20 protein-coding genes, 1 pseudogene and 1 riboswitch are annotated in these 20,261 nt (G+C 58.0%); of the genes and pseudogenes, 16 read left to right on the top strand and 5 right to left on the bottom strand.

Going from position 1 to position 20,261, the window contains the following annotated elements; all coding sequences use genetic code 11:
- Positions 1–5: 5 nt before the first annotated feature.
- Together F4X57_05900 and serS are read right to left on the bottom strand one after the other, a co-directional pair.
- Complete coding sequence (locus F4X57_05900) at positions 6–2,312, bottom strand: DUF2339 domain-containing protein (GenBank protein ID MYC06687.1); 2,307 nt, start codon at positions 2,310–2,312, stop codon at positions 6–8.
- Positions 2,313–2,600: 288 nt separating this feature from the next.
- Complete coding sequence (gene serS, locus F4X57_05895; protein MYC06686.1) at positions 2,601–3,863, bottom strand: serine--tRNA ligase; 1,263 nt, start codon at positions 3,861–3,863, stop codon at positions 2,601–2,603.
- Between the two features lie 364 nt (positions 3,864–4,227).
- Here serS and F4X57_05890 point away from each other — a divergent pair, with 364 nt between their 5' ends.
- On the top strand, positions 4,228–4,998 hold the full coding sequence (locus F4X57_05890) for a Uma2 family endonuclease (protein ID MYC06685.1): 771 nt from the start codon (positions 4,228–4,230) through the stop codon (positions 4,996–4,998).
- A gap of 5 nt (positions 4,999–5,003) precedes the next feature.
- A complete protein-coding gene (locus F4X57_05885) occupies positions 5,004–5,354 on the top strand; it encodes a hypothetical protein (protein MYC06684.1) in 351 nt (116 codons plus the stop codon).
- A gap of 274 nt (positions 5,355–5,628) precedes the next feature.
- Here F4X57_05885 and F4X57_05880 read toward each other — a convergent pair whose 3' ends face one another.
- Positions 5,629–6,006 (bottom strand): VOC family protein, encoded by a 378-nt coding sequence (locus tag F4X57_05880; protein MYC06683.1) that lies wholly within the window; start codon positions 6,004–6,006, stop codon positions 5,629–5,631.
- 349 nt (positions 6,007–6,355) lie between these two features.
- Between F4X57_05880 and F4X57_05875 the strand changes: the two genes are divergently transcribed.
- Genes F4X57_05875 through F4X57_05865 form a run of 3 tightly spaced genes read left to right on the top strand, consistent with a single transcriptional unit; the run spans position 6,356 to position 8,351 of the window.
- Complete coding sequence (locus F4X57_05875) at positions 6,356–7,282, top strand: branched-chain amino acid transaminase (protein ID MYC06682.1); 927 nt, start codon at positions 6,356–6,358, stop codon at positions 7,280–7,282.
- Positions 7,258–7,803 (top strand): hypothetical protein, encoded by a 546-nt coding sequence (locus F4X57_05870; protein ID MYC06681.1) that lies wholly within the window; start codon positions 7,258–7,260, stop codon positions 7,801–7,803. Before F4X57_05875 ends, F4X57_05870 begins: the two co-directional genes overlap by 25 nt.
- Positions 7,764–8,351, top strand: coding sequence for a phosphatase PAP2 family protein (locus tag F4X57_05865; protein ID MYC06680.1), 588 nt, complete (start codon positions 7,764–7,766; stop codon positions 8,349–8,351). Before F4X57_05870 ends, F4X57_05865 begins: the two co-directional genes overlap by 40 nt.
- A 325-nt stretch (positions 8,352–8,676) precedes the next feature.
- Here F4X57_05865 and F4X57_05860 read toward each other — a convergent pair whose 3' ends face one another.
- Entirely contained in the window at positions 8,677–10,236 is a 1,560-nt protein-coding gene (locus F4X57_05860) for a hypothetical protein (protein ID MYC06679.1), read from the bottom strand.
- Between the two features lie 19 nt (positions 10,237–10,255).
- A riboswitch (TPP riboswitch) is annotated at positions 10,256–10,367 on the bottom strand.
- A 76-nt stretch (positions 10,368–10,443) separates the two neighbouring features.
- The gene (locus tag F4X57_05855; GenBank protein MYC06678.1) at positions 10,444–10,677 is read right to left on the bottom strand and encodes a hypothetical protein; all 234 of its coding nucleotides are present in this window, start codon (positions 10,675–10,677) and stop codon (positions 10,444–10,446) included.
- Between the two features lie 247 nt (positions 10,678–10,924).
- Between F4X57_05855 and F4X57_05850 the strand changes: the two genes are divergently transcribed.
- The 11 genes and pseudogenes from F4X57_05850 (at position 10,925) to F4X57_05800 (ending at position 19,988) form a co-directional block, all read left to right on the top strand.
- The gene (locus F4X57_05850; protein MYC06677.1) at positions 10,925–11,632 is read left to right on the top strand and encodes a haloacid dehalogenase type II; all 708 of its coding nucleotides are present in this window, start codon (positions 10,925–10,927) and stop codon (positions 11,630–11,632) included.
- Between the two features lie 118 nt (positions 11,633–11,750).
- A complete protein-coding gene (locus tag F4X57_05845) occupies positions 11,751–12,890 on the top strand; it encodes a class I SAM-dependent methyltransferase (protein ID MYC06676.1) in 1,140 nt (379 codons plus the stop codon).
- Between the two features lie 3 nt (positions 12,891–12,893).
- Positions 12,894–13,667 carry a TdeIII family type II restriction endonuclease gene (locus F4X57_05840; GenBank protein ID MYC06675.1) on the top strand — a complete coding sequence of 258 codons (774 nt, stop codon included), beginning with the start codon at positions 12,894–12,896 and terminating at the stop codon, positions 13,665–13,667.
- A pseudogene (locus F4X57_05835) lies at positions 13,642–13,904 on the top strand (DUF2283 domain-containing protein). Before F4X57_05840 ends, F4X57_05835 begins: the two are co-directional and overlap by 26 nt.
- A gap of 51 nt (positions 13,905–13,955) precedes the next feature.
- Complete coding sequence (locus F4X57_05830) at positions 13,956–14,810, top strand: SDR family NAD(P)-dependent oxidoreductase (protein MYC06674.1); 855 nt, start codon at positions 13,956–13,958, stop codon at positions 14,808–14,810.
- A 157-nt stretch (positions 14,811–14,967) separates the two neighbouring features.
- A complete protein-coding gene (locus tag F4X57_05825) occupies positions 14,968–16,044 on the top strand; it encodes a hypothetical protein (GenBank protein ID MYC06673.1) in 1,077 nt (358 codons plus the stop codon).
- 54 nt (positions 16,045–16,098) lie between these two features.
- Positions 16,099–16,926, top strand: a complete 828-nt coding sequence (locus F4X57_05820) for a methyltransferase domain-containing protein (protein ID MYC06672.1) — start codon at positions 16,099–16,101, stop codon at positions 16,924–16,926.
- Between the two features lie 396 nt (positions 16,927–17,322).
- Entirely contained in the window at positions 17,323–17,631 is a 309-nt protein-coding gene (rpsF, locus tag F4X57_05815) for a 30S ribosomal protein S6 (GenBank protein ID MYC06671.1), read from the top strand.
- A gap of 171 nt (positions 17,632–17,802) precedes the next feature.
- A complete protein-coding gene (locus tag F4X57_05810) occupies positions 17,803–18,285 on the top strand; it encodes a single-stranded DNA-binding protein (protein ID MYC06670.1) in 483 nt (160 codons plus the stop codon).
- Between the two features lie 72 nt (positions 18,286–18,357).
- Positions 18,358–18,786 carry a 30S ribosomal protein S18 gene (gene rpsR / locus F4X57_05805; protein MYC06669.1) on the top strand — a complete coding sequence of 143 codons (429 nt, stop codon included), beginning with the start codon at positions 18,358–18,360 and terminating at the stop codon, positions 18,784–18,786.
- 68 nt (positions 18,787–18,854) lie between these two features.
- The gene (locus tag F4X57_05800) at positions 18,855–19,988 is read left to right on the top strand and encodes a hypothetical protein (protein MYC06668.1); all 1,134 of its coding nucleotides are present in this window, start codon (positions 18,855–18,857) and stop codon (positions 19,986–19,988) included.
- The last annotated feature ends 273 nt before the right edge of the window (positions 19,989–20,261 follow it).

The raw sequence follows: 20,261 nt of genomic DNA, 5'->3' as shown, positions 1-20,261 counted from the left end.
GAATGCTAGTCGTCCTGCGCGATGGCTTCGGAGCGTGAGCCGAACAGGAAGCCTCGCACGACGAGGCTGTATCGCTGGTACACCAGGCCCATGCCGAGCAGCAGGCAGCCGAGCGTGATGAATGCGACGACCCTGAATGCCATTTCCAGCAGGAAGACGTCGAAGACGAAGAGCTTGGCGACCGGGACTGCAAGCAGGGCTATCCCCGCAAGCCTTACGCGGCTATGTCCGCTGGCAATGCCCGCGCCGATTACTGCCATCGCGTAAAGCGCCCAGAGTACGGTCAGAGTGAGGTGCATCGCGTCCTCGTAGTCTGCGCCGTTGCGGATGCCCAGGCTGTCGAAGTAGTAATAGACCTCTTGGCTGAGCATCCAAAGGGCGACGGCGTTGGCGGCTATCAGTACGCCCAGAAAGAGGATATTCTCGTTTTCGCCTAGGTCGGACCTGCTGCGCCCGAACCGGACGGCGAGCGCGGAGAGCAGACCGAGTACGAGCGCGAAGCAGAGGAAGCGGATGTTGAGTACGGGCGTGAAGTCCTGCGGGTCGATATAGACGTTGACCGAGTCGTAGGTGATGAGCTTCCAGACTGCCAGAGCGAGCAGGGCGACGCCCGCCCAGCGCGCAGGCTCGTAACGCCTGAGTAAGCCGACGCCCGCCACTGCAGCGCCGTATATCGCCCACAGCGCCGTAATCGCCACGGTCGCTCCGTTTCCGAGGCGGTCGAGCCGCTCTATCAGGTCGAGGAGCGAATCCCACCTGCGGCTGTCCGCGTCCAGAATGTTGACGGCTTCGAGGCTGAGAAGTCCGATGGCAACGAGATTCGCCATGCCCAGCATGGCGGGCATAGCGCCGACTTCGATCTTGAGCCTACCTTCGGATTCCCGGTAGCGGTGGTAGATTAGCGCGGTGACGCTGAAAGCGGCTATGACGAATGCCATCGTGACGAAGCGCAGGTTGATGATGGCGATGTATGCGTCCGGGTCAACCCATAAGTCGAAGATGAGCAGGTGCAGGGCAGCGAGAAGGAGCGCGGCGATACCAAAGGCGCGAGTCTGCCAGCGCCGGATGTAAAAACCGAGCCAGACCGTAGCTGCGCCCTGCGCTGCCCAGCCGAGCGCGACCGAGTGCCCGCTGAATTGCAGCGGGAATGCCAGCGCAAGGAACACGGAGGCGAATGCCAGCGAAAATACCGTGACCGTGAAGGGCACGCCTTTCCTCAGGTGGGCGGCGAGGGCGAATATGCCGTAGAGCAGCGCGAGGCTCACGGCGATGAGTCCGAACCAACCCTCGTAGTCTGCCCAGAGAACAGCGGGCGTCAGCAGGGAGTACCCGGCGGCGTTGATGGTCATGAGCGTGAGGTCGGCGGCTCCGGGCGTTCGCCGCCAGAGGATATGGTACAGCGGCATGGCGGCGGCGAATGATAGGAATATGCCTGTTAGGGCGAGATGCGCGAAGACAGGGTCGTAGCCGGGGAGGTCGATGAGCCAGTAGCTGAAAATGCCGTAGGATCCGACCCATCCGACGAGTGTGAGCCATCTCCAGTTGCGGAACGCGGAGATTGCCAGAATACCGATGTCAACGAGCAGGATGTAAGCCAGCACGAACCGCACGTCCGGCAGGTCGGTGCCCAGAAGCACTGGAGAGATGAATGCGCCGACGACTCCGAGAAGGGCGATGACTATGGACTCGTAGCGGAGGGCGAGAAGGACTGCTGCTGTTACTACGACCGCCAGCAGGATGAAAGAGAGTTCGGCCGGGATGAGCCGGTAGAGTCCGAATGCGGCGTAGATGGAGAGGTAGAGGATAGCCGCGCCGCTTGCGGTTACTGCCTGCGCCCAACGAGGCACCCTGCGCTGCGCGTATTCGCCGCCGCCGAGGAAAGCCAGTCCCACGACGATACCGAGAATGACGCGGCCCGTGTCGCTTATCCAGTTGTTGTCGAAGGCGAGTTTGAGGAAGAATCCGATGCCGAGCACGATGGCGATGCCGCCGATGATGGCGAACCAGTTTCTTCCAAGCAGGAACTCCCAGTCGGGGCCTGACGATGCGGTGGGCTGTACGACAGGTGCCGGCTCTTCAATGGTTATTTCGGGAATAACGGCGGCGGGGACCGCTTCCTGCGTCTCGGCTATGGCGGCTTCGGGTGTCGAGTCAGGCTGTGGAGCGCCGGAGTCTTCCCGCACGCGGTCTTCCAGCTGAGTCAGGCGCAGGCTGAGATTGGCGAGATTGGTGGTGGCTTCAGTAACCTGCCTACGGAGAGACGCGAGCTCCTCCGGGATGTCCTGCCTGTCGTCGTCCTGACCTTCTGCCAATGGTGACTCCTATTGTGGGGGCTGGGCATCGAACACTTCATCCCCATCCTAACCTTATCCCATCAAGGAGGGAAGGGGTTTTACCCTCACCCTAACCCTCTTCCAAAGGGAGAGGGTACTGGACTGACTAGCATATGTGGACATTTCACCAGATACGCTTATTATGTCATTCCGAACGCAGTGAGGAATCTAAAATAGTTGCATATAGGCCTATTTTAGACTTTAGATTTCTCGCTTTCGCTCGAAATGACAAGGAAATTAGAGCTATCTTCGAAATGTCCACAGAGCCTAGCATTCAATAGCGTCGAAGCCGGTATAGGGCCGGAGAACATCGGGGATGACCACCGACCCGTCCGCCTGCTGATAATTCTCCAAGATTGCGATGATTACGCGGGGCAGCGCGAGGCCCGAGCCGTTGAGCGTGTGCACGAAGCGCGGTCTGGCGCCTTGCGCCGGGCGGTAGCGTATCGAGGCGCGGCGTGCTTGGAAGTCCGTGCATGTGGAGCATGAGCTCACTTCCAGCCACTCGTCGCAGCCGGGCGCCCACATCTCAATGTCGTATGTCTTCGCGGACTGGAAGCCCAAGTCGCCCGTGCATAACTGCAGCAGGCGGTATTGTATGCCCAAGCGAGCGCATATCGTCTCCGCCTCATTCAGCAGGCTCGCCAGCGCGTCGTCGGAATCTTGCGGCTCCACGAAGCGGTACATCTCCACCTTCTCGAACTGGTGGACGCGCTTGATGCCGCGCGTGTCGCGTCCGGCGGCTGCCTTCTCGCGGCGGAAGCAAGGCGTGTGCGCCACATACCGCAGCGGCAGCGAATCCGGAGGCAGTATCTCGTCGCGGTGCATATTCGTTATCGCCATTTCCGCGGTGGGCAGCAGCCAGAGGTCGTCTTCGTCGTCGCGGTACATCGTGTCCGAAAACTTCGGCAGGTTGCTGTTCGCGGTCGCGGATTCGGTTGTAACGATATTCGGCAGGTACAGCTCGGTGTAGCCGTGCTCGCGCGTGTGCGTGTCCAGCATCCAGTCTATCAGCGCGCGCTGCAGACGGGCGCCCTTGCCCTTCAGCACGAAAAACCGCGAACCTGCCATCTTCGCGCCGCGCTGGAAGTCGATAATACCCAGCCGTTCGCCCAATTCCCAGTGCGGCAGCGGCTCGAAGTCGAACTTGCGCGGCTCGCCCTCGGTGCGCACGACGACGTTCGCGGATTCGTCCGCGCCGTCCGGCACATCCGCAAGCGGCATGTTCGGGATGCCGAGCAGCAGCGTGTTCACCTCACCTTCGGTCGCGCGGATGCTCTCTTCGAGTTCGCGGATACGCGCGCTGACTTGGCGCATCTCGTCGATAAGTTCTTGTGGGCGTTCGCGAGTGCGTCCAATCTCACGGCTGACTTCGTTGCGGCGCGCGCGGAGTTCGTCCGCCTCCACGATGGTACTGCGCCGCATCGCGTCAAGTTCGGCGATGCGGTCTAGCGGCGCGTCCTCGCTGCGCCGTCGCATAGCATCGCGCACTTCGTCCTGCCGGTTTCGTATAAGCTGGATGTTTATCAATGTCAACCTCTGCGTATCGTATTGCAGACAAGTATAACGAAGCGGAGCGCATTTATCCTACCCATCCCGTACACGAAGGGACATCTTTATGCGTTTTGCCATTGTCTTATCGTTCTTATCTTTGCGTGTTATTCGCCTGAACCTGAAATCATTGCAGTAACGGCTACATCCAATCCTGTTCCGCCTAGTCCTAGCCGCCTAATGCACCGCTTCTTGCTGACACACCTATCCCCATTCTTGCATACACGCCGTTTCCAACTTATACACCTCATCCTATTTTTCTTACTGCCTGGTCCACCTGTAAATCTATGCTAGAATAGCCCGAACGGCCCAAGTATGAACATGCCGCACCGGAGGCTTGAGCATGACGACACGCAGAATCGATGCGCCGTCTGCGGCATCTGCTACAGATGCCGCAGAAATGCCCTGGTATGAGCTTATAAGCGACGTGCCGAAGCCGCCTGAGGACGCAATGCAGCAAGCCGATACAATTCTGTATGTGATGGCAATACTCAAGGCGCGCTATGAGAACGATCCCACTGTACTCTGGTCGAGTCAGTCCAATGTTATCTATGACTCCGAGACGCCTGGCTCAGTCGTCGAGCCTGACGGCTACTTTGTATTCGGCGTGCCGGCAAGATTTATCGAGACTGAGCGACGCAGCTACCGCATAGATGAATGGGGCAAGCCGCCGGATTTTGTGCTGGAGGTTGCGTCCGAGAGCACGGCGCGCAGGGACTTGACGGAGAAGCGTGAGATATACGCGCGAATGGGGGCGCAGGAATACTGGCGGCTGGACAAGCACGGCTACTATGGTGAGCCGCTGGTGGGCGAGCGATTGGTGAACGGCGAGTACGTGCGGTTCGAGTTGCATACGGAGCCTAACGGAGATACATGGTCGCGCAGCGAAGTTCTGGGCGTGGATTTTTACCAAAGGTCGGAGGGCAATTTAAGCACCTTCAAGCTGCGGGACAGCGTTACCGGCGAATGGCTGGGCGACTTGGGCGAAGAAGTCGCAGCGCACGCGCAAACTGAAGCCGCGCGCCGGGCGGCAGAGGCAAGGGCGCAGGACGCAGAGGCGCGAAATCGTGAGCTTCAGGCAGAACTGGAGCGGCTGCGACGAGGTGAGGAATAGCGCCGGTGAGCGAGAAGAGTGTAGAAGTTACGGAGTACGCGGACGAGCTAATTAGTGTGCCGCGCGCGCGTCTGCGTCTCGAATTGGCGCAGGTGGACGCGGGCGTGACGCTGTCGCACGACGACAAGGCGCTAGTACGATGCCCGCTGACGCGCGAGGGCATGGCAGCGAGCGGCTTCATGGCGCAGGCGCTGGGTGTGCAAATCCCACCGCTCGGCGAAAGCGTAGAGGCGCTGGTAACCACCGCCGTACTATTCCGCGCCCTGAGCATAGCCGAACTAGACTACACCAACGAAGCATCCTTCGACCTACTAGAGCGCCTGCTAGAAGAAGCCAAAATGCAACGCGGCGGGTAGGCTGTCTTACATCGATAAGACGATTTCACAATTCCCTAATGTTGTCATTCCGGACGCAGTGAGGAATCTGAAATCGTTGCATGCAAACTTGTTTACGACTTTAGATTTCTCGCTTCGCTCGAAATGACAGATGAAAGGCGAAACGACAAGTATAAATTGCATTTGTGAAGCATGTGCCCGACTGCGATCGGGTATCGTCTTACAATCGATATATAGGATAGACGAGATGGGATGATCGGGTCCCATCCTGCTCATCCTGTCCGTACATGTCAGTTTAGTCCGTGATGTAAGTGTGGGTTATGACTTCCCACACATGCCCATCCTCGCAGTCGAAGTAGAAACCGCGTCCGTTGTGCTTGTGGTTAATCTCGCCGTCGGTGCGAGAGCCGGGCCCGCTGCCGAACGCGATGCCCTCGTCCTTGACGCGCTGCAGCACGGCGTCGAACTCCTCGTCCGATGCGAGAAAGGCGTAGTGGTTGGAGCGCGGATTATCGGAGTTGTCAAAGTCGAGCGTCAGCGTATCGTTGACCTTGACGGGCGCGAAATGCCCCCAAGTGCCGTTGTACTCCAACCCGAATATGCGCGCAAAAAACTTCGCGGACTTCTCCTTGTCATACGCCGGTACGATAGTGTGGTCTAACTGCAATGGCATAGCATCCCTCCTAATCACAGATTCTGACAGGCTATACAGGATGGACAAGACGAGAGTTCCCGCGCTGCGTCCCGCCTTTCCTGTCCATCCATGTTAGATTATTCCGAGACGATTTCACAGATGCGATCTATACCTGTCATTTCGGCAATTCATCCTTGTCATTTCGAGCGAAGCGAGAAATCTAAACGCGTTGACTATGGACAGGCTTGTTTCCACACGATTTTAGACCCTTCACTTCGTTCAGGGGGACAACCGAAAGATCCCAAGATTATTTCAAAACTATGTGCATTCTTCTCGCGTTGGGATTATAATATGTGCTTGATTAAATAATGTTAAGGAGTTTGCTCAAATGCCTGAAGCCCTTGCCTTCTTCCGCGGACAAGTCGTTCCTCTATCCGAGGCGAAGGTGAGCGTTACGACCCACGCCCTACATTACGGCACCGCCGTCTTCGAGGGCATACGGGGCAACTGGAACGCCGACCACGACAAGCTTTATGTCTTCCGGATGCGCGAGCATTACGAGCGGCTGATACAAGGCTGCCGCATCATGATGATGGATATTCCGTATGATGTGGACGACCTGTGCAACATCACGCTCGACTTGCTGCAGCGCTGCGGCTACAAGCAAGACCTGTACATTCGACCGCTCGCCTACAAGAGCCAGGAACTGGTTGCCAACCTGAAGCTGCAAGAACTCGACAGCGACTTCACCTTGATAGTCGTGCCTTTCGGTAGCTACATAGAGGCAGAAGGCGCGATACGCTGCTGCACTTCGTCTTGGCGGCGCGTGGACGACACCATCATCCCGCCGCGCGTGAAGATTTCGGGCCACTATGTGAACAGCATCCTCGCCAAGACAGAGGCGACGCTGTCCGGTTTCGACGAGGCGATTATGCTGACGCAGGATGGCGATGTGTCCGAGGGCAGCGGCGAGAACCTGTTCCTCGTGTCTAAGGGGGTTATCCATACGCCCTTGGTCGCGGACAATAACCTGACCGGCATCACGCGAGACTCCGCAATGAAAATCGCCACCGACGAGCTTGGCTTGGACATCGTGGAGCGGCGGATAAGACGCAGCGAACTCTACCTCGCGGACGAGATATTCCTGACCGGCACGGCAGCGCATGTTACGCCGGTGGGCGAGCTGGACATGCGTCCTATAGGCGAGGGCGGTGTAGGTCCCATTACGCAGAAGATTAACGATATGTATGTGGACATCATCGCGGGCAATAATCCGAAGTATGCGGACTGGTGCGCCGCGGTGCCGCTGGAGTAGCCGCCAAGTCGTCGATGATCTCATTCGCCGCCGATTACTTCATAATGGTGTTCGTCGCGAGCCTGGGCGTGATACAGGCTGCCGCGTCAATCGGCGGTTTGCGCGGGCTGCTGGTCTTCAAGCATCCTCGAATTGCCCGCACGCTTGGCATCGCCCTCGCGATAGGCGCAATCGTATGGTTCTTCGCCGTAGCCGAGCGCAACATCAACGACTACGAAGGCGGGCTAGACTCCAATCAGCAAGGCATCTTCTTCTTCCTAGCCGTAGCCGCCGCCGGCATACTGACCTGCGCTCTAACATCCCCCCTAAACAAGCGCCTGCGCCGCAACCGTGATGCGCGACAATCGGGCGATGCGCAGAACGCAGACGATGCTCGGCACGATGCGACACACGCGCCACTCCCCGGCCTTGGAGCGCTGCGATATAGCAGCTGGTGGCAGGCGATGACACAAAATTACCGCTACTGGTACAGGGACGCGAAATGCTGGCGGACGCAGATAAAGCGCTATTTCTCTGGATAAACGCGCTGGTAGGGCATGCGCCCGTCATTGACGCGATGATGAGCCGTCTCGCCAGCGACTACCTCGTGCCTGTGGGCATGGGCTTGACGCTGGTCGCGCTCTGGTTCGTGGGCAGCGACGATCGCGAGCGGATGCGCTATCAGATTGGCATGTTCACCGCGCTGACGGCGATGGCATTGTCCAGCCTGGTCGTATTCATCTGCAACGCGCTGTTCTTCCGCCCGCGCCCATTCGACGGCTTGGACGATGTCAGCCTGCTGTTCTACATGCCCACCGACTCGTCGTTCCCATCGAACAGCGCCGCAGTCGCGTTTGCCATAGCCGCCGGCGTCTGGTGCATCAACCGGCGCTTGGGCGTTGTGTTATTCGTCGCGGCGGCGGTGTACGGCTTTTCACGAATCTACGTCGGCGTCCACTACCCGGCAGACATCCTAGGCGGTGCTGTCATCGCCGTCATCGTAACCGCGCTCACCCTTCGCCTCCGCGACCTGCTAATGCCCCTGCTAGTAGCCGTAATCAAGGCAGCCCGCCTCTTCGCCATCGCGTGAACGGGGCACCGCCTCGCCGGGAATTAACAGGATAGACAGGATAGATAGGATAGATAGGATATAGATGGACAACTACATCCGCAGGTTATTTCCGGACAGCGATGCGCATCCATTACTGTACTATATTACGCCGAACGCCTCACTAGAGCGGGAAGCTGCCGAGCGCGGCGTAACTCTCATGATGACCCAAACGCTTGCCTAGCCCCAGATGCCCCGTTCTCCTGAGTGGGAAGGTTAGGATGGGGGTAAAATAACCCCCATCCCGCCATCAATGTGAGTCTAGCAGTAATCCATCCTACCCGTCCGCCCCATTCTGTCTAATTACCTACCCTTCAATCAACTCCACTTCTTCGCTCAGCCTTGCGAAATTGTAGTCTTGCGCGGGTTGGCGCAGCAATATCACCACTACGCTTATCACCGCTGACACAACCAGCGCGGATGCGAAGGCGAAGAACATCTGCGTGCCGAACGGCGCGGCAAGAATCATCGGCGACACCAAGTCGGGCATCGGGTAGTATAGCGCGCCCACGACAATACCCACGCCGCCGGCGACGATGACGCCCCAGCCGGACATGCGCCGCGAGTACAATCCTATGAGCATCGGTACCGCGATTGCCGCCCCCAGCAAGTCCGCAACGAGAAACACATACAACACACTGCTGAACTGTGACGCGATGAATATCGAGGGTATCGCCACTATCACTGTGATGGAACGCGCAATCCACATCAATGCGTTGCCTTCTGTGCTGATGTGCGTGTCTGCGAGGTCGGTCGCCACATTGCTTGCCAGTCCGTTCATCAGCGTGTCCAGCGTACTCATGGCAAGCAAGAGGGCGCATATCAGCATTAGGAAGTGCATCCAGATTGGGAATATGTCGCTGCCAAGCGCGAACAATGCCGCGGCAACTTCGGGATACTGGAACGGCCCCACAGAGCCGTTTGACACCGCCGCAATTCCTGCCAAACCCATCAGGAAGGTGATGGGAATGGATATGGCGGCTGCCGTCCAGAGGCTGCGATTGAGCGCCTGCTGGTCTTTCACGGTGTAAACGCGCTGCCACATACCGGGATGGAAGGCGTTGGACGCCACAATGCCTATGATTAACACGATGGCGAAGTAGTAGCTGCCGCTGCTGCCAAATGAGAGCAAACCCGTTTCGCCCGCCTTGCCCCATGCGCCGCTATCGCCAATCAGCACGGCGGCGACTACCACAATAAGCAGCAGCGCGGGCATAAGCACCCAGAACTGGATGGTGTCGGTGAAGATGGACGCGCGCAACCCGCCGTAAGCGGTGTATATGACCACGACGATGCCCACGCCCAATGCGGTAGTCCACTTGGGAATGCCCGTGAGTATGGACACTGCGTTGGTTATCGCGGTCATCTCCGCCGCGATGAAGATGCCCATCACGAAGATGATGACGATGGCGATGGAGACGAAGGGGACGGCGCCAAAGCGGTGTCTGACGTATTCGGTAACCGAGTGTCCGTTGGGCATAAGTTGGCGAATGCGCGGACCCACGAACATGAACATCACGGGGATGCCCGCCATGCCGAGCGCGTAGCCTATCAGCGAGACGATGCCGAAGTTCGCGCCGGTCTCGCCCGGGCTCATCAGCACCCAAGTGCCAAACATGGACGCGACGAGAGTCGCGATGCCCACATTCGTCGGCGCGTGATTGCGCGAAATAGTATAGTCCTCGACGCTCTGCCTGCGGCGTCCGATACGCGCGATGCCCAAGATTAGAAATGCCACGCCAACGATAATCAGCGTCGCCAGCCCGACGGTTGTGCCCAGCATGGTAATGTCCTCCTTACATGCGTGTGAGGCGCATGCGGAAGGAAGAAGATGCGAAGGGCAAAAAGAATAGCCGCCCCTCAACATCTGGGGCAGCCTTGCAAAATAATAAGAGAACCAACATCCCTACGCTGGAATTACCCAGATCAGGTTATTGGGGTCGCTCCAAAAAATCGGAGCCTCTCAGCCTGGCAAACCAAGCTCCCCCCGCGCATATTCGATTGTTGGCGAAATTATATCATTTGGGATCGGGTTGTGTCTAGCGTGGATATGATGATTGATGTGTTGCGCCGTTCACCATAGGCGCTGTAAAACAGCGACGGCCGCTCCCACTACGATAATCAGCAGTCCAAGGCGCACGAACAGCCGATTTTCGAGGTCTTTCATGTCGGCTTTCAATTCGCCTTTTACTTCTTGCAAGTCGGCTTTCGTGGCAAGATGCTGGTAGCCGCCTTCCAAGCGGCTTACGCGGGTATCTATACCTTGGATTTTGTCGTTGAGATCTCTGGCTTCTTCGCTGGTTACCATATTCCTGCCTTGTTGATTTGGCTTGATAAGTTCGGTGTGGCTGAATTATACCATAGCGATAACAGTCCTTCAGCCAAACCTGAACGGCTGCGGCTGCGCTCTGCCTATTGCCGAAACGAATTCGGCGCGGATGCGCGCAAATGCTGTTTGACAGCCTACACGCATCCCCGTAACATTCTGGTGGTATAGAATTAGCACCTACAACAAACAAGCAGGAGGCTCAATTTCCCCGATGACTGACTTTGACATCACACAGGTGAAGGCGCTTACATTCGACGTGTTCGGCACGGTGGTGGACTGGCGCAGCAGTATTATCCGAGAGGGAGTGAAACTGTCGAAGGCGAAGGGCGTGGATGTCGATTGGGCGGCGTTCGCGGACAGGTGGCGTGGCGGATACGGGCCGTCTATGGAGCGCGTCCGCACCGGCGAGCTGCCGTGGACGAATATAGACACCCTGCACCGCATGATTCTCGACGACCTGCTCGAAGAGTTCAACATCACCGGGCTGTCCGAGGACGAAAAGCAGGACTTCAATAAGGCATGGCATCGTCTCGACCCATGGCCAGACTCCGCGCCGGGCCTCACGCGCCTTAAGAAGGGCTATGTCATATCCACGCTTTCCAACGGCAATGTCGCGCTGCTGACGAACATGGCGAAGTGGGGTGGGCTGCCGTGGGACTGCATCCTGTCCGCCGAGCTGTTCAAGGCGTACAAGCGCGACCCGAAGGTCTATCAGGGCGCGGCGAACCTGCTCGGCTTGCCCTTCAATCAAGTGATGATGGTCGCAGCGCACAAGTTCGACCTGAAGTCCGCTAAGGAAGCCGGTCTCAGAACCGCGTTCGTCCCCCGCCCGGGCGAGCATGGTCCCGATGTCGAGGTGGACACCACCAACGAAGACTGGCTGGATGTGTACGCTACGGACTTCAATGACCTTGCGGTGAAGTTGGGGGTGTAGGTAGGATAAATCTGAGAGTCCTAACAGGTACACGAGTATGAATGCCGTTGACACGGGGAATAAGGCAACAGTAGCCACTTTGGAGCAATCCGGTGGCTACTCTCCGCAGTATCCGGACATGCCTTTGACGGACGCGAGCGCGGTTAACCCTGACACGCCGCTGGAAGAACTTAATCTCAATTGGCGGGAGCAGGACTTGCCTGAGCGCGTCAGGACGAAGCATGTTCATCGGCTGCATCCGTATCTTGGCAAATTCATCCCGCAGTTGGTAGAGATATTCTTGCGGAAGTTTCAGCCTGCCGCGGTGTGCGATCCTTTTTCTGGTTCGGGGACGACGCTTGTGGAGGCGGGGGCGCAGGGCATCAACGCCGTCGGCTGCGATATATCGGAATTCAACTCCCTGATTGCGCGCGTGAAGACGGGGACTTACGACATAGACTTGCTAGAACGCGAAATCAAGGACATAGTTCACAAGGCGACGGCCGAGTCGCAATTGCTTTTACTGGAGCGCGCAGTTCCCTATGGCGCAAGCGAGTATCTGATTTCGTGGTTCGCGCCGCCGGCGTTGGAGTCGCTGCTTGCTTACAGGGCGCTCATCTCGGAGTACACTTACCAAGACGTGCTGCGGCTGATACTGTCGCGGTCGGCGCGGTCTGCCCGCTTGACGACTCATTACGACCTGGATTTTCCGAAGAAGCCGCAGATCGGGCCCTACTGGTGCTACAAGCACGGGCGTACATGCAGACCTACGGAGGACTCGGCGAAGTTTCTCAAACGGTACAGCGCCGATACTTTCAAGCGCATTCGCGAGTTCGCATCCATTCGCCGAGAAGCGGACATATCCGTTATTACGGGAGACAGCCGCGCTGTCGAGTTCCCCGCTCATGACTTAGTTATAACCTCGCCTCCGTATGTTGGGTTAATCGACTATCACGAGCAGCATCGCTACGCTTACGAACTGCTGGAACTGCCGTGGCGGGAAAAATCCGAGATTGGGCGCGCGTCGAAGGGTAGCTCAAAGAGAGCACAGGCAGAATATGTTGAGGGCATTTCCGAGACATTCCTGAATGTTCGCAAGAGTCTGAATCCGGGCGGGCGGATGGTGGTGATTGTGAATGACAAGCGCGACCTGTATGACGAAATCCGCGAGCGCGTCGGGATGCGGCTTGAGGCTCGCGTTGAGCGGCATGTGAACCGACGGACGGGTAGGCGCGCGGGCGCGTTCTTCGAGAGCGTGCTTATATGGAAGGATTGCTGATTGATGCGGCGGGAAACCCGAGAACGCCTGTGGCATGTGCTGTATGACTTTGCCATGGAGCAGCTGCCGAAGAGGAGTAGATGGACTCCTGAAGACATCAGGCTTGCTTATCCCTTTCACAGGCTTCTCTTCTCGGAGGAAGCGATTCTAGGAGCGCGAGTTGAAAGAAGCGTCGTTACATCTATGGGGAATACACTCTACCCGTCAATCGCAAGAACGATAGCCGAGGATAGGTTTGGGCAAGTATTCACGGAATACACGATTGAAGGTGAGGTGAACGACGCTGCTTGCAATATGATTGAGCAAATCGTAACGGAACTTCGCACCCCAAGAAGGCGGCGTGAAACTCCACGCGAACCAAACCATGACGATGAATTATCGGATATTCTCAATTCACGCGGCGGCGGACGGACGAATAGAGCAGTAACGGCGGACTTGTACATCGAGGACTTTCACGGCGGACCTCTGTTTGTAGAATTGAAAAGTCCACTGCCCAACCTTGATATAGCGGCAGAGTCGAAAAGGAAGATTCTGTACTACCTGCTGATTATGGGCAGGAAGGGTGTCGCTGGCGCGCAAGCGCATCTCGGACTGACATATAATCCCTACATCAGACGCGAAGATTACGCCCATAGCTTCACCAAGCAGATTATGGACATGGAGCGGCAGGTGCTGATGGGCAGCGAACTTTGGGACATGATTGGCGGTGCAGGAACATACACAGAGCTATTAGAGATTATTGAGGATGTGCATGCGCGCCTTCTCGCAATCGAATGAACGAGGGCATGATTTGGAAATACAATACGACACCGCAAGCGATATGCTTTACATCGGATTGCACTCGCGCACAAGCGTGGTGTCTGAAGAAGTTGCGCCCTGCATCGTTCTGGATTATGACAAGGACAATGGCATAGTCGGAATAGAGAGATAACCGACGGCAGCAAGCTCGCAGACCTTTCTCGATTGGAAATACAGGGGTTGGCTACCGCTTTGTTGAAGCAACCATCCCACTGACGGCAGAAAACTGATTACTGACAACTCAACACCGGATACCGGAGGCTTTACATGGGCAGACTTGACGACAAAGTAGTTATCGTTACGGGCGCGAGCAGGGGCATCGGCAAGGACATCGCCGTGCTGTTCGCCGCGGAGGGCGGCAAGGTCATCTGCGCGGCGCGCACCGTCGAAGAAGGCTCGCATCCGCTCGAAGGCTCGCTGAACACGACTGTGCAGGAAATCCGCGACGCAGGCGGCGAGGCGACCGCTGCCGCCGCGAACATATCGCTTCCGGAAGACTGCGAAGCGCTAGTGCAGACTGCGCGCGACACATACGGTCCCGTCGATGTGCTGGTGAACAACGCCGCTCTCACATACTTCATCCCTGTCAAAGACTACGCGCTCAACCGCTGGATGCGCTCGTGGGCGGTCAATTTCCACGCGCCCTTCATCCTCAGCCAGCATGTCCTCGAAGACATGATTCCCAGAGGCAGCGGCAGCATCGTCAACATTTCGTCCGGCGCGGCTATCGGTCCCGGGCGTGGACCGTATCAGGATGTCCCGCCAAACAGCGGCGGCACATGCTACGGCGCGGAAAAGGCGGCGCTCGAACGCTTCACGCAAGGACTCGCGCAGGAAGTCTATCAGTACGGCATATCCGTAACCGCCGTGTCGCCGTCGCAGGTCGTGCCTACACCCGGCACGGTGTTCCATAACCTCGTAACCGGCATCGACGACCCGCGCGGCGAACATCCCGAGCTTATGGCAAAGGCGTCGCTGCTGCTGGCGACCGAGCCGCTTGACGATGTTACCGGGCGCGTTACCTACAGCCAGCAAATCCTCAAGGAATACGGCTGGATTGACGAAGCGCGCGGCACAGGCACGCCCAATGGCCGCGAAGGCAGCGGGTATAGTTTGATATAGTTCATCAGTATGTCAGTCGGTCAGTGTGTCAGTGGTAGAGACCAGATTAATATGGGCTTGCGTCACCATAACGGCGCTGGTGGTCTGCTCGATGCTTTTGGTGGCATGCGATTTGTTTCAGGCGGAGATGCAGGCCGCGGATAGTCAGGCGCCCGAGATGTCTGATAGCGAAACGGCTGATCGCGAAACGGCTACTCCTGTCGGAACGGAGGAGTTGTTTTTTGGTGAGGTATCCGGGTTCACGCCGCCGCCGTCAATGGGCGGCGGCGATGCAATCGTACCCGCCTTGGCGCAGACTACCAAAGCCGAAGATGGCGTCCGTGCCCAAGAAACGAAGCCGGCTTTCGTGTCCCGATACCACGGGCCCTGGTCACCTGAGGAGAGAATCATCGAATCGGACACTATTGCCAGGGCGCGGCTGCGGTCTGCGTATGTCGGTGCGGCGTATTCGCACGAGCAAGAGGGTGAGCGGCATTATCGCCCGGTGGTTGAGTTCGTTTATGAGGTTTCGGAGTATCTGAAGGGGAGCGGCAGCGACGAAATAGCTGTTGCGACGAGTTTTTTCGGTAATCCTACCAGCGTGAGCCAGCAGTCCATGCTGAATCTCGCGCTCTCCACAGCCGAAAGGATGACCAACCACATGAGCAAGGACATCGTGAACGATCCGGATTGTGATGAGCCTTCGGTCGAGGGTATAAGAAGGAGCGGGCGGTGCCTTCATTTGTGGGAAATTGGAGATAACATCATTTACGGAGAGGAATGGCTGATATTCCTTGTGCAGGATAAACCGTATCCGTCCGTAGTGCCGGCAACGGGCGCAGCGCAGCGCAGCGAGTACGCATTTATAGGTGAGGGGCGGCAGGGTTCGCCCTATCAGGCTGCGTGGATGCCGTCGGTCGCTTTCGTCAGTGAGGATGATGCTCTCTCCGACGAGTGGCACTTTACGACCGGTCCGTATGCAGGGCGACCGTGGCAGTCCATATTCGCACTGTCGAATGTGCGAGAATCGATAGCGGAGATATACGCACTTCTCGATAGCGGGGCAGATAATCCAAACTACGAATACTGCCTATCGTGGATGTACTACGAGAAGCGGGTAGCGGACTGGGATATGCTTCATTATGGACGCGTCTATACGGACGACGAAATCGCGGAGTTGCGGGAGTGGGTCACGGATGAGGGATGCGCGGAAGCGATGTCCGCAGTAGGATTGTTGGAGAATCTGAGCAACTAACGGGCAGACTAGCCAAACATTAAGCTGCCAAACATTAAACTGAAGGAGAGATTTATGACCGAAATGCCAATGCACAACGACAGCCCGTTTTACGGGTATAACGTGGCTGCGATACAGAACCAGTACGCGGGGCGTGGGGCTGTGGGAGTTGTGGACTTCCTGCTTCCACATGTCAAGCCGGGCATGAGCGTGCTGGACGTCGGATGCGGCCCCGGGACGATAACGCAGGGGCTTGCGGAAATCGCGGCGCCGGGCAAGGTAATCGGCTGCGACCTGGAGCCGGGCATGGTGGCGCGGGCTTCAGCACTCGCAGAGGGCAAGGGACTCGACAACCTGAGTTTTCAGGTAGGCAACATCCTCGACCTGCCCTTCGAGGACAACACATTCGACGTTGTGCTGTCGTGCGCCGTTACGGAGCACCTGAGCGAGCCGGTGAAGGCTATGAGCGAGCTGGGGCGCGTGGCAAAGCAGGGCGGCGTAGTGGGCATAACGCGGACGGACTGGAGCGCGAGCCTGTTCGCGCCGCCGTGTCCTGCCGCGGAACGGTTCATAGAGTTGTTCGAGCGTGGTTTCTCGACGCAGGGCGCTACGATGTTCGGTGGCAAGAACCTGCCCAGGATGCTGCAGGAAGCGGGGCTGACCGTTGGCGACGACGTTCTGGTGGCGATGAGCGGCGCGTACACTCCTGCCCCCGGAAATGCGATGGTAGGCGGCTGGGCGGAGTGGATAGAAAACCTGCCGCTGTTCGACAGGGTGATCGAAGAAGGGCTGACCACGCGTGACGAGCTGGACGCGATGTGCGTAGAGATGCGGGAGTGGGCGGCGCAGCCGGGAACGCTGGCGGCGACCGGCGGGTGCAGGGCTGTGGCGCGGAAGGGGTGAGCCACCGGACGGAGCGACGCAAAACGGAAAAGCCCTCCACGGCAACTACCGTGGAGGGCTTATGCGGGCTTACCACCGCCATAGCCTAGGTTCTGTGGACATTTCACCAGATACGCTTATAATGTCATTCCGAACGCAGTTTCCCTGTCATTCCGAAACCCCATTGTTGTCATTCCGAACGCAGTGAGGAATCTGAAATTCGTCGCATGCAAACCTGTTTCCGACTCCAGATTTCTCGCTTCACCCGAAATGACAGGTATAGACCGCAAATGACAGGTATAAATTGCATTTGTGAAATCGTCTTGCAATCTGCAATTCATGCCCGTTTCAAGCAATCGTGATATAATGACAAATGCGTGATTTTTCGCAGGCACAGACGATTCACAGGAGCATAGAGTGGTAGCTCAGCGACTACGGGACTACGAGATTGTATTCATAATGACGCCCGAGGCGAACGAAGGCGAGGTCGCTGATGCGATACAGCGACTCAACGACTTCGTTACGGAGCGCGGCGGCGACTTTACCGACCATGACATCTGGGGCTTGCGGCGTCTCGCATACCCCATCAACAAGTTCATGGAAGGCATATATGTGCTCGCGCACTTCAGCCTAGACGCCACCGATGTGCTCGAACTAGACCGCACTCTGACGACTTCCGAGGATGTCATCAGGCATCTCATCACCAAAGCCGTAGTCGTAGATTAGAACCACCGGCGCGCCCATCGAATTGGCGCGGCAAGGCGTTATGCCCGCGTTAATTCTAGCCGTCCCCCGCATTCTCTCGAATAACGGGACATTTGGAGTTGCGTGACAATCGTAAATCATGCCCACCACGAATGGCGCACACCGCCAAGAGGAAGCGAGAGAGAAGAGTCTATGCTGAACAAAATGCTATTGATTGGCAACGTGGGCAGAGACCCTGAGATGCGCTATACGCCGAGCGGCAGCGCTGTAACTTCCTTCAGTCTCGCCGTGAATCGACGCTACACGCCGCAAGGTGGTGAAATGCAGGAGGAAACCGAGTGGTTCGATGTGACAGCTTGGAACCGCCTGGCAGAGACCTGCAACAACTATGTCACGCGAGGCATGAAGGTGTATGTTGAAGGCAGGCTGCGAAGTCGTTCGTGGGTCGGCCAAGACGGTCAGACACGCTTCCGAAACGAGATTGTCGCAAGCACAGTCACTTTCCTAACACCGCGCGGTGCTGGCGGCGGCTACGGCGGACCTCCTCCCGGTGGCGAGCCGGGCGGCTACGGCGGCGGCGCCGGATATGGCGGCGGCGGTGGTGGCTACGGCGCGGATGGCGAGTACGGCGGGGCTCCGGGCGAGCCGTCTGACGCGGACGACCTGCCTTGGTAGTGATGATAGCGCGTGCCTTCTGACTAACTAACCAAAGCGGAGAAAAACCGATTAACTAAAAGAGGGAGAAACATGACCACGGAAACATCCTCAAGCCCAGCACCCGCAGCGGCACCGGCTGCTCGCCCTGCCGCTCCCGGCGCGCCACGAACGGGGGGACCCGGCGGCGCACCGCGACCAGGCGGAGGCGGCAGACCACCATTCAGAGGCGGCGGAGGCGGACAGGGCGGCTTTCAGCGACGGCGCGGCAGGCCTCGCTATTACGCGCGGCGAAAAATCTGCACCTTCTGCGTGGACAAAGTGAAGTACATCGACTACAAGGATGTGCCAAGGCTGCGGCGCTTCCTATCCGACCGCTACAAGATGGAAGCCCGGCGCAAGACCGGCGTCTGCGCGAAGCACCAGCGCGCGCTGTCGCGTGCCGTCAAGCGCGCCCGCGTTCTCGCGCTCATCCCGTTCAGCCCCGACCACAAGATGCCCGGCGGCGGCTACGCAGCGTAGCGTCGCTTACCCGACCGTAGCCTTCTGCTGTCCGTAAACTTCCAGTAGTACGAGAGATTACGCAAGTGGTGAACGACCCGTCTCAAGAACAGGACCACGCCGGCCCGACCGACCGCCGCCGCGAAAGCCGCCGCATACGGCAGATTCAGCGCAGGCGTCGTGTCGCGTTCGGCGCTATCGGCGTCATGCTGCTGCTCGTGCTCGGCATACTCTTCGCCGGTTATGTGTTCATCTTCGTGCGCCCGCCGCAAGAGCGCGTAGTCAGCGTCAACGAGGTTACATACACGCGCGGCGATATGGTGAAAATGCTCCGCATACGCCAGCGCCTGCAAGAAGACCAAGGGCAGCGACTCGACACCAGCAGCGACATATTCCAGGCGCTGCAACTCATCGTCGAGAACGAAATCATCGCCCAGTCCGCGCCGAGCCTCGGCATCACCGTTTCGGACGAAGAGGTTGATACGCAGATTCAGGCGACCATCATCTTCCAGGCCGGCGGGCAATTAGCGGGCAAATCGGAAGATCAGCTCGACCGCGAATTCAAGGAACTCTACTCGAACTTCCTGAACGCTTCGCAGATAAGCGAGGACGAACACCGCGACATCGTGCGCCGCACGTTGCTGCGCTCGAAGGTGCGGCAGTATGTCGGCGAATCCGTGCCGAATGTCGCCAAGCAGTACCACGTCTATCGGCTCGCCGTAGGGCAGGAAGACGAGATAGACATCCTGTTTACGAAGTACGACGACTATGTGAAGAACAGCGCCGACCCTGTGATATTGCATGAGGCGTTCAAAGCGATAACGCGCGAGTTCTCGCGAGAGGCTCCGGAGCTTGTGCGGCGCGGCGGCGAGATCGGCTGGGTGCCGCTAGGCGTGCTGGAAGACTACGACGATGTCATCGCCACCGTAGAGGTAGGCGAGCTAAGCACGCCCATTCCCAACCGCGACCAGCGTCAGCAGGCGTTCATCTTCATGGTGTCTGAAATCGACGAACTGCGCGAGCTTGACCCGGTAAACCACGAAGCGCTGAAGACGCGCGCCTTAGAGCGTTGGATAAACGAGCAGCGCCGCGAGCACGACGTTTACGCCGTGTTCAACTCCGACATCTACGCGTGGATGATCCAGCAGCTTGGCATTTCCACCGCCATAACGCCATCCCCCCAACCCGCCAGCCCCTTCCAGCAGTTCCTAGGCGGCAGTTAGCGAGAACATCGCGGTTGCGCAAGTCCCCCTTTTCCCAATCAATGGGCTGACAGGGGTATGTGCTAGGATTTCAAGCACTTGCGGGAAGCGATAATGGTTGGCGGGCAACGATTTTCGCCCCCATCCCAACCTTCCCCCTCAGGGGGGAAGGGACTATACCATACCCCTGTCAGTCTCTTGACCGGGGAAAGACAACATCCTGCCCGTCCGCCCCGCCCTGTCCATTGATGTCAATTCCTCCTCCCCGCAATGTCACAGACTTTTAACACGCTT

It is taken from the genome of Chloroflexota bacterium, from assembly GCA_009840355.1.
GTDB lineage: Bacteria > Chloroflexota > Dehalococcoidia > Lucifugimonadales > JADFKI01 > Bin90.
Note: the sequence above shows the minus strand (reverse complement) of the source record. Positions and strands in the feature narration are given on the sequence as shown.